Origin of the sequence: Streptomyces sp. WMMC940, assembly GCF_027460265.1 — a bacterium.
Classification (GTDB): Bacteria; Actinomycetota; Actinomycetes; order Streptomycetales; family Streptomycetaceae; genus Streptomyces.
Genome location: NZ_JAPZBC010000001.1, coordinates 4,332,844 through 4,346,270, shown reverse-complemented (window position 1 = coordinate 4,346,270; position 13,427 = coordinate 4,332,844). Strand labels below are relative to the sequence as shown.

9 protein-coding genes are annotated in these 13,427 nt (G+C 69.8%); 4 read left to right on the top strand and 5 right to left on the bottom strand.

Going from position 1 to position 13,427, the window contains the following annotated elements; translation table 11 throughout:
- Nucleotides 1–356 precede the first annotated feature (356 nt).
- Together O7595_RS19145 and O7595_RS19140 are read right to left on the bottom strand one after the other, a co-directional pair.
- Entirely contained in the window at nucleotides 357–2,024 is a 1,668-nt protein-coding gene (locus O7595_RS19145; RefSeq protein ID WP_443071842.1) for an MFS transporter, read from the bottom strand.
- An 805-nt stretch (nucleotides 2,025–2,829) separates the two neighbouring features.
- The gene (locus tag O7595_RS19140) at nucleotides 2,830–5,736 is read right to left on the bottom strand and encodes a hypothetical protein (RefSeq protein ID WP_269729874.1); all 2,907 of its coding nucleotides are present in this window, start codon (nucleotides 5,734–5,736) and stop codon (nucleotides 2,830–2,832) included.
- A 215-nt stretch (nucleotides 5,737–5,951) separates the two neighbouring features.
- On the opposite strand from O7595_RS19140, the gene O7595_RS19135 reads away from it, so the two are divergent.
- The 3 genes from O7595_RS19135 to O7595_RS33665 all read left to right on the top strand — a co-directional run bounded on the left by O7595_RS19135 (nucleotide 5,952) and on the right by O7595_RS33665 (nucleotide 8,495).
- A complete protein-coding gene (locus O7595_RS19135) occupies nucleotides 5,952–6,671 on the top strand; it encodes a GOLPH3/VPS74 family protein (RefSeq protein WP_269729873.1) in 720 nt (239 codons plus the stop codon).
- Nucleotides 6,672–7,256: 585 nt separating this feature from the next.
- On the top strand, nucleotides 7,257–8,114 hold the full coding sequence (locus O7595_RS19130) for a helix-turn-helix domain-containing protein (protein WP_269729872.1): 858 nt from the start codon (nucleotides 7,257–7,259) through the stop codon (nucleotides 8,112–8,114).
- Between the two features lie 57 nt (nucleotides 8,115–8,171).
- Nucleotides 8,172–8,495 carry a DUF397 domain-containing protein gene (locus O7595_RS33665; protein WP_332328194.1) on the top strand — a complete coding sequence of 108 codons (324 nt, stop codon included), beginning with the start codon at nucleotides 8,172–8,174 and terminating at the stop codon, nucleotides 8,493–8,495.
- 40 nt (nucleotides 8,496–8,535) lie between these two features.
- Here the strand turns inward: O7595_RS33665 and O7595_RS19120 are convergent, their stop codons facing one another.
- The 3 genes from O7595_RS19120 to O7595_RS19110 all read right to left on the bottom strand — a co-directional run bounded on the left by O7595_RS19120 (nucleotide 8,536) and on the right by O7595_RS19110 (nucleotide 12,331).
- Complete coding sequence (locus O7595_RS19120; RefSeq protein ID WP_269729870.1) at nucleotides 8,536–10,677, bottom strand: tetratricopeptide repeat protein; 2,142 nt, start codon at nucleotides 10,675–10,677, stop codon at nucleotides 8,536–8,538.
- A gap of 266 nt (nucleotides 10,678–10,943) precedes the next feature.
- Nucleotides 10,944–11,357 carry a hypothetical protein gene (locus O7595_RS19115; protein WP_269729869.1) on the bottom strand — a complete coding sequence of 138 codons (414 nt, stop codon included), beginning with the start codon at nucleotides 11,355–11,357 and terminating at the stop codon, nucleotides 10,944–10,946.
- A gap of 131 nt (nucleotides 11,358–11,488) precedes the next feature.
- Nucleotides 11,489–12,331 (bottom strand): hypothetical protein, encoded by an 843-nt coding sequence (locus tag O7595_RS19110; RefSeq protein ID WP_269729868.1) that lies wholly within the window; start codon nucleotides 12,329–12,331, stop codon nucleotides 11,489–11,491.
- A 100-nt stretch (nucleotides 12,332–12,431) separates the two neighbouring features.
- Between O7595_RS19110 and O7595_RS19105 the strand changes: the two genes are divergently transcribed.
- Complete coding sequence (locus O7595_RS19105; RefSeq protein WP_269729867.1) at nucleotides 12,432–13,214, top strand: SDR family oxidoreductase; 783 nt, start codon at nucleotides 12,432–12,434, stop codon at nucleotides 13,212–13,214.
- The last annotated feature ends 213 nt before the right edge of the window (nucleotides 13,215–13,427 follow it).

The window sequence follows — 13,427 nt, the reverse complement described above, 5'->3', positions numbered from 1 at the left end:
GCGGCGACACGGCGCACCGGCAAGTGACGGCCGCGGGGCGCTGGGGCTTGTCTCCGGACGGTCGGTCGGACGGGCGGGCCGCTGACGGTCCGATGCCGAGGCGGGCGGCCGGGCGGACTGGCGGACTGGCGGACGGCCGGGCGAGGGGGCGAAGGGCGCTGGGGGCAGGGCACTGGGCGCAGGGGCAGGCAGGGAGTCAGGGGCGGGCGGCCTTGGGCGTCCCATGGCCCCGCCGTCGGCCCGAAGTCGCTCGCCGCCGCCCCGGCGACCGGGGGCGCCCGCCCGTCCGCCCGTCCGTCCGCTCAGCGCCTTCCCCCTCAGCTCCTCCGGCCCGGCCCCCCGGCTCCCCGTCCCGCTCAGCGCCTCCCGCTCAGCTCCTCCGGACACGGTGTACCGCGAGGGAGCTGGTACGGGGCCGCCAGCCGGTAGACACCCGCGCGCGGGGCGAGGAGTTCCGTCCATTCGTCCCCCTCCGTGTCCTCCTCCGCCTTCGTCAGACAGCCGGCGACATTGACGAAGGTCTTCGGCTCGTCGTCCTCCCGGAGCATCGACGCCGCGGTCTCCTGTGGCTGCTCCACACTCCGGCCCTGCTCGTCCACGAGCCCCAGCCACGGCGAGTACGGGACGCGGATCAACACCCTGCCCGCCTCGCGCACATGGATCCGCAGCTCACCGGCTCCCGCCCGGTCCACGGTCGCCGGAGGGTCCGCGAGCGGCGTCGGCTCGCGGACGGCGAAGAGCCGCCAGTTCGCGTCCGACCACACCGGCTTCAGATAGGGCTGTCCGCGCTCGACCAGCTCCGCCTCCTGCCGGGCACCCGAGTCCGGCTTGCCCTTCGGCAGCACCACGTAGTGGACGGCCCAGCGGTCCAGCCACTCCCGGTAGTTCGTGGCGTCGAGCGTGTCGTCGTAGAAGAGCGGGTTGCGCTCCATGTCCGCCTGCCGGTTCCAGCCGCGCGCGAGGTTGACGTAGGGCGCGAGCGCCGACGCCTCGCGGTGGCTGCTGGCCGGTACGACCTCCACACGGCCCTTCTCGGCGCCGACCTCCTGGAGTTCGTTCACCAGTGGCGCGAGTTCCCGCGTCCATGACGCCGCCGGCGCGGTGCGCACGATGTCGTCGACGCTCTTGAAGCCGATCCATGCGTTGAGCCCCGCGAACGCCAGGACGACCGCGTACCACCTGCGCGAACGCGGCGCGGCGTACGGCAGCGCCGCCAGCAGCACGACCCCCGCGAACAGCATCGCGAGCCGCGAGACGTTCGAGCCGATCTGCGAGTCCACGAGGAAGGTCAGCAGCGTGCCCGCGGAGTACACCCCGGCCGCGGTACGGACGGTGCGCCACTCACGCGGTACGAGGACGAGGACGAGGACCCCGAAGAGGAAGGGCAGCGAGGTCGAGCCCAATGACATCGGCTGCGTACCGGAGAACGGGAACAGCCACGCCGACAGCGCCACGACCACGACCGGGGCGATCCCGAGCGCGTAGGCGCCCGGACGGCGCCCGTTCAGGAACAGCGCCGCGGCGACGACCCCGAGGAACAGGCCCGCGACCGGGCTCGATGCGGTCGCGAGGCCGGCCAGCGGCGCGGCGAACGCGGCCTTGGCCCAGCGTTTCCGCCGCCAGCGGTGGGGCCAGCAGAACACCGCGGCGACCGCCCCGAGGGCGAACACCATCCCCAGCCCGAACGTGACCCGCCCCGACAGCGCGTTGCAGAAGAACGCGAACACCCCGGCCAGCGCGCATGCCAGCGGGTTCCGGACCGCCCGTACTCGCGTCAGGATCAGCGCGGTCAGCGCGGCGGAAAGGGTGCCGACGACCATCATCGTCGTGCGCACGCCGAGGAGGGACATCAGGTACGGGGACACCACGCTGTACGAGACCGGGTGCATCCCGCCGTACCAGGCGAGGTTGTACGCCGAGTCGGGGTGCCGGCCGACGAACTCGGCCCAGGCGTCCTGAGCGGCGATGTCACCGCCGCTGTTGGCGAAGAAGAAGAACCACCCGAGGTGGAGGAAGGCCGCCAGCCCGCTTGCCACGAGGACGGGGCGCGGCGACAGCGCGCCGACGAACCGGGAGCCGGCGGACAGGGAGCCGGTGGGCCGCGCGCCGGCGAACCGGGAGCCGGTGGGCCCAGAGCCGTCGCGCGTAGCACCGTCGAGCCCGGCGCCTTCGACGCCTGAGCCGTCGAAGTCGGTGCCTTGGGCCTCGGAGCCGCGTTCCGAACCGTCGAGCCGTGCCGCGCGCGAGGCCGGGCGCCGGGAAGACACGGGAGCCTCGCCAGACGCGGGAGCCTCGGACGTCCCGACCGGCCCATGAGGTGCGGGGATTCCAGGGGACGTGGACAACTCCCGGCTCGCGGCGGCCTCACGCGGCCCCGGAGCCACGCGGGTCCCGGAGGCCGAGGCGGACGCGGACGAGGTGGACGAGGCGGACGAGGGAGCAAAAGACCCGGTAAGCACGACGGATCCGGCAGTCACGGCGGGCGCAGCAGCCACGACGGACGCGGCCGATGCTGCGGTCTCGTGGGGTGCGGGGCGCCCGGAGGAGACGGGGCACGCGACGGACTCAGGGGATCCGGATCCGGAATCCTCCCCTATTCGTGGGTCCTTCGCGGCTCGTGGACCTCTCACGGCGCTGCTCTCGCCCGCGTGTGTCGGCTCGACGGTGGTCACTGCGGCTCCCGTGGTCGCTTCCCGTGCTCGGGGACGCCGTCCCGGCTTCGCGAAGTGCCCCCGGGCCGGGAGACGCCGCGATCCGGGGACGCTAGCACGGTGTTGATGCGCCGGACGGGGGCACGGAGGTCCGTGCCCCCCGTCCGGCCGCCCGATGTCAGCCCAGGCGGGTCAGCCTGGCACCGAACCCGGGTTCCACGAGGGCCTCCTGGAGGGCGACCGGCACGGTGACCTGGCTGGCGCCCTCGCCGACGGTCAGCGACCCGACGACCGTGCCGGCCGCCGCCTCGTGCGGCGGGAGCTTGCCGCCGTTCGTCAACTCGAGCTTGACGGTGAGCCCGGACCAGCCGACGGCCTTGACGTCCTTGGTGGCCACCAGCGGGACCGAACCGCCCAGGCCGTCCTCGACCACGCCGACGACCTGGCCCTTCTTGACGATCGTCGCGTTCTTCAGGGCGTCCTGCGTCGCGAGCATCAGCTCCCTGCTCGCCTTGATCGCGGTACCGAGGATCGGGGTGTCGTACTGCGCGAGCACGGCACCGACGATCAGCTGGTCCGTGTCGCCGACCATCTTGTGGGCGGCGAACAGGAGGTTGCCACCGGCCTTGGTGGTGCTGCCCGTCTTGATTCCGAGCGCGCCGTCGTAGGGCGGCAGCTCGTTGTAGTTCCGCCATGTCTTGCCCGACGGGTCCGTCCACTCGGGCAATCTGGTGATGTCCATCAGGGCTTTGATCTCGACCAGCTTCAGCCCCAGCTTGACCTGGTCCTCGGCCGTGCTGACCGTCGTCGCGTCCAGCCCGGACGGGTCCGTGTACGTCGTGTTCTCCATCCCGAGCTCGTCCGCGGCGGCGTTCATCTTCTCGACGAACGCCTTCTCGGAGCCCGAGTCCCAGCGCGCGAGCTGGCGCGCGATGTTGTTCGCGGACGGAATCATGATCGCCGCCAGCGCGTCCCTCAGGCTGATCTTGTCGCCCTTCTTGACGGTGTTGAGCGTCGACTCGTTGTCCGTCTTGTCGAGCTGTCCTTCCGCCTCGCCCTTGGCGTCGATCTCGATCATGGGACCCGGCTCGCCCGGCTTGAGCGGGTGGTTCTTGAGGATCACGTACGCCGTCATGGACTTGGTCACACTCGCGATCGGCACGGGCTTCTGCTCCCCGGAGGAGCCGAGCGTGCCGAGCCCGGACGCGGCCATGTACGCCTGGCCCTTGGCGGGCCAGGGCAGCTGCGGGGCGGCCCCTCCGAACTCGTACGTCGGCTCGGCCGTCAGCGAGAGAGTGGGGTCCGGGAGCGGACGTACGGTCTGTACGACTGCGAAGACGATCAGGAGCAGCACGACGAGCGGCGTCCAGATCCTGACCCGCCGTACCAGGGTGCGGACGGGGGTCTGGGGGGGCGGCGGGGTGTTCGTCAGTTCGGCGAGCAGATCGAGCGGCGGCTTGGGCGGCAGCGGCTGCTGCTTGGTGCGCTCGGGCTCGGTGAGCGCGGCGGGCGGGGCGGCGGGGGACGCCACGGGCCCGGCCGGCTTCGCGGTCGGAGGCGCCGACCGCGCAGGGGGCGGGGCGGGGCGTACGTCGTCGCGCCGCAGCGGTACGAACGTGCTGGTCCGCTCGGCGGCGGCCTCGGGAGCGGAGTCGGCAGAGGTTTCGCCGGCGGTTTCGGCAGCGGACTCGGGGGCGTCGCCGGAAGTCCGGTCGAGGGCGGACCCGGACGCCGGGGCGGCCGGCGCGGACCCGGAGGCACCGCTGCGGCCGGACGCCGCCTTCTCGCCAGTGGTGCCCCTGGCCCCGGCCCCGTCGTCGGACGCCGACTTCGCGCCGGACCTCGACTCGGGCCCCGACCTCTCGCTCGGGGGCCCGGTGACCCTGAGCGCAGTGGTGCGCTCGGCCTCCTTCTCCGTACCCTCCGAGCCCGGACGCTCCGCATCCGCGCCGTCCGCGTCCGACTGCGCCGAGCCGGCGGACGAGTCGGAGGACGTCGCGGCCCGCTTCGGTGCGGCGGGCTGCGAAGTGATCTTCAACGCGGTGGTCGGCTGGTCCACGGCGGGCCGGGACAGGGCCTTGAAGACGGCCGTCGGTTGGTCGACGGCCGTCCGGTCCCGGGTGTCACCGGCGTTCCCGGCGTCGTCATCGGCCGCCCTGGCGGAACCCGTCGACGCGACGGCGCCGTCGGTACCGCTCGCGGGCCCCTCCGCGGGGCCGTTCTCGGCGGTGGCGGTGTCCTTGTCGGCGCTCCGGGCAGCGGCCCAGCTGGGCGCCCTCGTCCGGGAGCCCTGCTCGCTCGGGCTCGAACCGTCCGAGGTCGAAGCGCCCGCGCTCCTGCCGACCGCGCTCCTGCCGGCCGCGTTCCTGCCGGCCGTGTCCTCGTCGTCCTCGCCCTGGTCCGTGTCGGCCGACGCTTCCGCGTCCACGGATTTGCGGGGCGGGGGCGCCGTGGACCTCTTCCCTGCCCTGTCGGCCGCCTGGTGGGCGCTGGAGGCACGTTCAGGGGCGTCCTCGCCCTCCACCGCCCCCGGAACGTCCGCGTCCGCCTCGTCGTCGTCGGAGGCCTCGCCGGCGGGTGCGGCGGCGGGTGCGGCGGCCGGGGCCTGCCCATCACGCGTTCCCTCGCTCGTACCTCCGTCCGCGGCGGGACCCGCCTTCGCGGTCTCGTCCGCGGTCTCGTCCGCCGTGTCGCCCTTGCCGGAGACCCACGCGGCCACCGCCGCACGGAGGCGGTCGTCGCCGTCGGCGGGGCGGTCCCCGGAGGTGGCCGAACCGGCCGGGTCGTCGGAAACGGTCGCGGACTCGGGTGCGTCCCCATCCGTGCCCGTGCCCGTGCCCGTGCGCCCGTCGGCGTCGGCGCCGGCGGACGGGTCCGAGGACGTCGGTTCGGACGACTTCGAGGCCGCGGCGCGCTCCTCCGGCTCCGACGGCAGCGTCCTGAACACCGCCGTCGGCTGGTCGGCACGCCCCTCGGTGGACGCCCCCGCCGAACGGGCCACGGCAAGCCGCGGATCACGTTCGCCCGGAGTCGTCTCCCCCGACGACTTCTGCTGCTCCGACTTGTCGGGGGACTCGCCCGCCACCGTGCCTCCTCCGTGCCTCAAACTGAATCCGCCGTGGCGCTGGTACCACCCGCACCACTGTCCGAACCATCTCTCAGTGTCCTGTGTGAACCCCTTGGCCCCCGTGCTAGACGAGAACGACATACCTGCCGGTTCCCACACGAAGCACCCAGGCGCTCTCGACAGACCAATGTGAGAGGCGTCACTCTGTCATTCATCCACGCGGGGAGGCATGGATGGGCAGGAGCCGCAGAACACTTCCGGAGGAGCTTCTGCTGCTCGCTCTGGACCCGGCCACGGGTACCACAGCGCAGCCGCAGTCGCTCGACCTCGGCCTGGCCGGAGCACAGCTAGTGGAGCTGGCCCTGGCAGGACGGATAGCCCCAGACGGGGATCGTATCGCCGTGGTGATGCCACGGCCGACAGGAGATCCGACACTGGACTCCGCACTGGAACTGCTGCGCAGGCGCGGCAGTCCGGTCCGCGCTGTCCACTGGATCGGCGGGCCCCGGCTGGGGTTGCGCCAGACCTACCTTTCACATCTGGAAAGGTGCGGCATGGTCCATGCCGTGGCGGGCCAGATGTGCGGGGTGCTGCCGACGACTCGCTACCAGGCGACGGACACGACGATCAGCCGGGAGATCAGGGCCCGGCTGGACAGCGCGATCCGCACCGGCGTACCGCCGGACCCCCGGACGGCCGCACTCGCCGCACTGGCGCACGCGGTCGGCCTGGGCAAGCACCTCTATCCCGGCAACGAGGGGCGGTCATCCCGCTCCCGGCTCCGGGATCTGATCAGGCACGACCCCATGGGCGGACTCGTGGCGCACGCCGTGATGGACGTTCAGAACGGCGCATCGGCGCAGCCGCGCCGTGGTTCGGCGGCACCGGGTCGGCAGTCGGCCGTCCAGATGCCGTCAGGACGCGGCAGCATGGCCCGCGCCGCCGCTCACTAGTACCCGTAGAGGCCAACGGCCCGGATACGCGTAGGGGTACGGACCGGGCTGGGCACTCGGAAGCGGACACGTCGCACGGATGCGCACGACGCACCCGCGCGACGGTGGACGCGGCCGTGAACCACCCGTTAGCGCGCCCGCCCGCCCGGGAGAACCGCCGCACCGGCGTCGCACGAGACCGGTTCGGGAGCCGCAGAGAGCGCGGGGCAGTCGCACCGTCGACCGCCCCGCGCTCTCTCTTCGGCATGCGCACACCTGACGCGCGCACCCCGCCCTCGCGCCCTCAGTCCCGCGCCCACTTCACGAGGACACTCGGGTACGCATGACCCCGCGCCGGCGTCGCGTTCCCACGCATGCGACCGCGCCCGCTGCGGGCTCACACGCGCGCACCCGCGCCCTCCTCGCGCGCCCACGGGTGCGCGCCTCCACCACGCGCCGCGCGCAGCCGGTGTTTTGTCCCCCGCATTGTGCGTGCGTGTCGTCGTTTTCCAGCGCGAGCAGCACCTTTGGTGGCAGTCTGCTGAGACGTAGATACGCACAGCAACAAGGACAGCACAGCAGTCCACAGCCGGAGGTGCAGTTCCCGTGGCGTCCAACGTCAACCCCACCGTCAGGCGCCGCCGTTTGGGCCAGGAGTTGCGCCGGCTCCGCGAACTCAAGGGCATGACCGCGGAGGAGGTGGCGGATCGCCTGCTCGTCTCCCAGTCGAAGATCAGTCGACTGGAGAACGGCAGGCGCTCGATCAGCCAGCGCGATGTGCGCGACCTCTGCGGAGTGTACGAGGTCGAGGACCACCGCGTGGTCGACTCTCTGATGCAGATGGCCAAGGACTCGCGCCAGCAGGGCTGGTGGCACGCCTTCGGCGACATCCCCTACAGCGTCTACATCGGCCTGGAGACGGACGCGGCCAGCCTCCGGGTCTACGAATCGCTGATCGTGCCCGGCCTACTCCAGACACACGATTACGCCCATGCAGTCATCGAGGGGATGTGGCCCGAAGCCACACAGAGCGAGATCGACAAGCGCATTCAGATCCGACTCAAGCGACAGGACCGCCTCAAGGACCCCGACAACCCACTCCGGTTCTGGGCCGTCATCGACGAGGCCCTGCTGCGCCGCGTAGTCGGCAATGACCGGATCATGGCAGACCAACTCAAACACCTCGCTGAGCTGAGCCTGCAGCCGCACGTGACGTTGCAGGTCCTGCCCTATGCCGTAGGGGCTCATCCTGGCATGTACGGAAAATTCGCCATCCTGGAGTTCCAGGACGCCATGGACGCCAGCGTCGTCTACCTCGAGGGTGTGACCAGCGACCTCTACCTTGAGAAGCCCAACGACGTACAAAGCTACACAGTCATGTACGAGCATCTTCGAGCCAAGGCACTCAGCGCCGAGCAGTCGATGGAATTCATCCACCAGGTATCGGAGAGTTACGGAGGCTGACCGGGAGCGCGGGCACTATACACTCATGAGCTCAGGCTGAATAGACTTCGACAGATAATGCCATCCGGATGGGTGAACACACCCTGCCGTAAGGGATGTTGGAGCGTAGCTTCGATCTCGGAGCCGTTGGAGACAGCGGCTCGAGGCACCCGCACACCTGGCACAACCATCGGAGTCACTATGCACATCCGGCAAGCTGCGTCCCTGACGGAATGGACCAAGTCCTCGTACTCTGCCGTCAACGGCGATTGTGTGGAGATCAAGGCGAAAGATCAGATCTTGGTAGCCGTGCGTGATTCAAAGGCGCCTCACCGCCCTCCGCTGGGCTTCACCGCTGAGACATGGTCGGCATTCATCACCGGAATCAGCTGCGAGGGCTGACCGGCAACCCTCGCCGACCACGTCTCAGCAGAACCTGCAGTCAAGCCCTCTCGACCGGCCCGCCGTCCTGGCCGAGGGGGCTGCCTTCTGCCCCGGCTCCGCCCAGTTCGTCCACGACGGCACGAGATTTGACGGTCACAGGATCACTGGGACCGAGAGTCCGCTCACACAGTGGGAGATTCCGGGCCGCCAGGGCAACCGCCTCCGCGACGCGGCCGCTCGCAGCGAGAGAAGCCGCGAGGCTGGCCCGATTGGCCAGCACGTACGGATGCTCAACACCAAGCACCCTTTCCTGCCCTTCGACGACGCTTCGCGCAAGGATGACGGCCTCCTCACGGCGCCCGCGCTTCTCCAGAATCCAACTCAGGAGGACCTTCGCCGAGAGGGTGAGGTAGTGCTCCGCACCGTGGAACCGCTCGCGGTCCGACACCGCCATACGAGCCACTTCCTCCGCTTGCGCCCATCGACCGAAGACGTAGAGTCCGTAAGCGAAATTATGGCGAGCGGTTACCGTTGTGAAGGATTCATCCCCCAAGCGTTCCTCACATATCGCGACCGCAGCGGGCGCGAATTCGTCGAACTCTTCCTCCGAGCCTGGATTCGCCAAGTATTCAATGAGAAGGGCACGCACGTGGAGAGTGTCAGGATGATCAGAACCCAAAATCCGCGCTCGGATCGCCTCGACCTCCCGAAGCGAGGCCACGCAGTCCTCTAGCCTGCCCAACTGACCTAGCGGCTCGTGAATGTCCTGCAGGCTCGCCAGTGTTTCGCCATGCTCCTGACCAAGGAGCCGGACCCGGACCTCGAGGACATTCCGGTGCAATCTCTCGGATTCCTCGAATCGGCCTAGCCTGAACAGCGCAAGGGCCAACCGATGACGAGCCCTCAATGTCACATGATGGTCCCCACCCAGCTGCCGCTGGCCGGCCTCGGCTGCAGAACGTGCCACCGAGGATGACGCGTGATAGTCACCCATGTCGAACGTCAAGGCGGCCAATCGAACGGCCAGCTCGACCAATTCCAGGGTAACCTCCGAGTCAGGAACCCGACGCAGCAGATTCACCACGTGAGGCGCCAGCCACCCAACACCACCGACCGCCCGAGCCGCCCGAAGATCCTCGGGGAACTCCTCGGCGAGCAGGCGAACCGCCGATGTCATGAGGAGCACCCTCTGGTTGTCCGGTACCGAGGCGGCAATGCTGTCCAGCAGTACCCCGTGAGCCCTGATACACCGGACCCCGACGTCACCACGCTCGACGTCCACGAGTGCGACCAGGGAATGGTCCAAGAGGCCGCGCAGGGCGACCTCCACTCGCTGGGCCTTCAGAGAGGGCGTGGCATGGTCCAGGTCGGTCATGGCCAGTTTCCGTGGGTGGAGCAACGCCAGGGGCAGCGGGTCGGAACTGAAGCACGACAACAGCCGCATGAGCGTGACTGATTCAGGCGCTCCAGCCCTCTCCAGCCTGTCGAGAGAGATCTGCCAGGTCCTGCCGACCATATGCCGTGCGTCTCCCTCGGAATCCGCCCCTCGGTCGATCAATTCCGTAGAGTCGTCCTCAAGACGGCGTTGGTAGTCACTCATGGACCAGCTCTCCAGGAGTTGCCGGGACAAGAACGACCCCGCCAGCGTCAGAGCGAGAGGTAGGCAGTCCAGCCGCTGAGCCATGGACCGTGCCTCCTCAAGCGTGCCGGAGTCGGGTGCGAGATCTCGAAGGATGAGTGCGGCGTCCTCCACCGGCAGAGTGCCTACTCGGTGCAACTGCGCCCCTTGCCATACCGGCGACGTTCCTTGTCTGGTAGTAACGACGACGGTTCCCTGCTGGCTGGCCCGCAGCCACCTACCCTCTTCCAGCACCGCAGGATCGTCCGCGTTGTCCAGTACAAGAACCCACCTCTGCGGCGAGCTGTCCAGGTAGTGCCAGACAAGATCTGCTGCCGCACGCTGGCCCGCGTAGGCCGAGGCCAATTCCACGGACTGCGCGCCGCGATCTGCGGCCACTGCCAGCATGCCTGCCCGGAACGTGGCTCGCTCCGACGCATTGACCCAGAGACCGACAGCGTCGAGGCGACTCGTCACCGAGTGGAACAGCGCCTGCGCGACTGCCGTCTTGCCGCATCCCCCCGTCCCGTGAAGCACGTGGATCCCTCCATGGCCACCGGCAGCCTCAAGCAGCCCTGCCATGAGGGCCTTACGGTCCCGGAGGTGGCGTGGCATCCTCCCGACGAGCGGCAACCGGACGGAGTCGGGTGCTGCTGGCCCATTCCGCAGCACGTCCGCATGGGCGTGCACGATACGGCGCGGCACTGACGATCCAAAAAGCGATCCGGCCTCGCCAGCCCCGTAATAGTGATGGTGTTCCGTAATGTGCTGGTCGCCCGTGGTCTGATACACACGCCCCTGGCCCGACGCACGGCCGTGTACCACGCCCTCCGCGCGTGGTGGCTCAGTCACCTCTCTGCAATGTGCTGGTCGCGACCGGCTTGATAGACACGTCCACTCCCTGACGCTTCGGCCCTCATCCGAACCGTTCTGGTCTGGGTCTGCTCATCCGGGTCTAGGTGCGCGAGAATCCGGCGAAGCTCCACCGCAACATCCGGCCGGTCACGAAGAAGACGGCGAAGGCGGCCTGCCCACTCCTCGCTCAATTCCTGCTCGACGAGCTCGTCGCCGTTCTCCCGCGCGAGCAGGAGATCGTCCCGAGCGGCTTCCAGTTCCCCCTCCACGCCGTCTGCGCGGGAGGGACTGACCCGCCGCCACAGCGCGACGACTCCCTCTCGGGTTCTCTCCCACGCATCAGTGGCCATGAGTGTCACCACTGCAGTCCCGGCGGTGCGCGCGAGATCCATCATCTGTGCTTCCACGCAAGTCCCCCTTGCCCGACAATCCGCCCGTCAGAAACAGGTCCGAACGACCACAATAGGTGGGACTGCGATCACTGTCAGGTGGTTGCCGGCCCCCGTTGAGCGGCCTCACCGTCTTGCACGAAACGCCGCTAACGCAGCTCGTCCACATAGCGGTCCGTACCGGGGACCGTCGGAATGAACGGCGCCACCAGCTCGATCCTCCCCAGCTCTCCCGCTTCCAGCCCGGCGAAGTGCTCCTCCCAGCCGTGTCTCGGGTCCTGTTCCAGGAACCACAGCAGCGTCAGCCGGGTGTCGACGCCCTCCACCTGTTTCACGTATGTCATCCGGTCCAGCGGCAGAGGCGTGGGCCGGAACACGGTCACCATCGCCGCCGGGCAGACGGTGTCGCCCTTCGGCGCGAGCCGCTTCGGCAGTTCCCGCGACCGCAGCCACTCCAGCAGCTCCGCCCGGCACTCCGGACTCTCCGCGTCGACCACCTCCACGACCAGCCCCGCGTACGGATGGTCGAGCGCGTGGTAGTCGCGCGGACCCGCGGCGCCGTCCCGGTAGACGGTCGCCACATGGTCCTGGAAGGCGGTGAACACATGGGTGCGGGCCTGGTGGACGCGGCCGTCGCGATTGAGCCGCCTGTTGATCCCGACCGTCCAGCGCATGTGGTCGTCGTAACGCCCCTCGGTGATCCAGTAGGTGGAGATGTAGCAGCCTGCGGTGACCGGCTGTGCCACCGCCGACTTCTCCGGGTAGCGCAGCAGCTGCAGATCGCGGGTGGCGACCCAGCGGCGCCCCGCGAACACCCAGGGCATCGCCATGGCGCCCGCGTAGTAGTGGTCGTCCTCGTACCAGCGGTTGTACGCGTACTCATGGCCGGGACGCGGCTCGACCATGGTGATCAGCGCATGGCCGGGACGCACCCCGTAAGGGCCGACGGCCGCCAGTTCCGCGTACAGCCCGGACCGGGTGTCCTCGCTCACGACGCTCCCTTCCCAGCACGGCGCTCCCCTTCCCTCCCGGGGTCGACGGACCTACTCTGACGCACCGTCAGGTAAAGGGCCAGAGCCGGGAGCCGCCGAGATGCTGCTGCAGAAGAAGACCGTCATCGTGTCCGGCGTCGGCGCCGGACTCGGACACCGCGTCGCCGAGACCGTGGTACGGGACGGCGGCAACGCCGTCCTCGGTGCCCGCACCGAGGCGAACCTCGTGAAGACCGCCGGTGAGATCGACCCCGCCGGCACCCACACCGCCCACCGCCCCACCGACATCACCGACGAGGCCCAGTGCGAAGCGCTCGCCGCCCTCGCGCTGGAGCGCTTCGGGCGCATCGACGCCGTCGCGCACGTCGCTGCATGGGACACCCACTTCGGCGGCGTCGAGGACGCAGACTTCGCCACCTGGCAGCAGATCGTCGACGTCAATCTGCTGGGCACCCTGCGCATGACACGCGCCTGTCTGCCCGCCCTCAAGGAGCGCGGCGGATCGGTCGTCATCATCGGCACCCAGTCCGCGGTGGCCGCCCCCTCCCAGGTCCGGCAGGCGGCGTACGCGGCGTCGAAGGGCGCGCTGACCTCCGCCATGTACTCCCTGGCCCGCGAGCTCGGCCCGCACCGGATACGGGTCAACACGGTGCTCCCCGGTTGGATGTGGGGCCCACCGGTCCAGGCGTACGTCCGGTTCACCGCCGGCACCGAAGGCGTTCCCGAGTCCGAGGTGCTGTCCCGCCTCACGGAACGCATGGCCCTCCCGGAACTCGCCACCGACGGGGACGTCGCCGAGGCCGTCGCCTTCCTTGCCTCGGACCGCGCCCGCTCGATCACGGGCCAGTCCCTCCTGGTCAACGCCGGAGAACTGATGCGGTAGCCGCCACCGCCACAAACCGGACGACACGGCATCCACCACCGCAGACCAGGCAGCATTGCCCCCACCGCCGCAGACCCGGGCAGTACGGCAGTCACCACATCGGACCGGGCGGCACCACTACGGTCCGGACCCAGTCGCCCGGGGAGTGCCGGAGCGCTCACCCGTAGTGGAAGCCGCCCCGCCCCGGCGCTCGGGCCGGAGCGCGTGCCGACT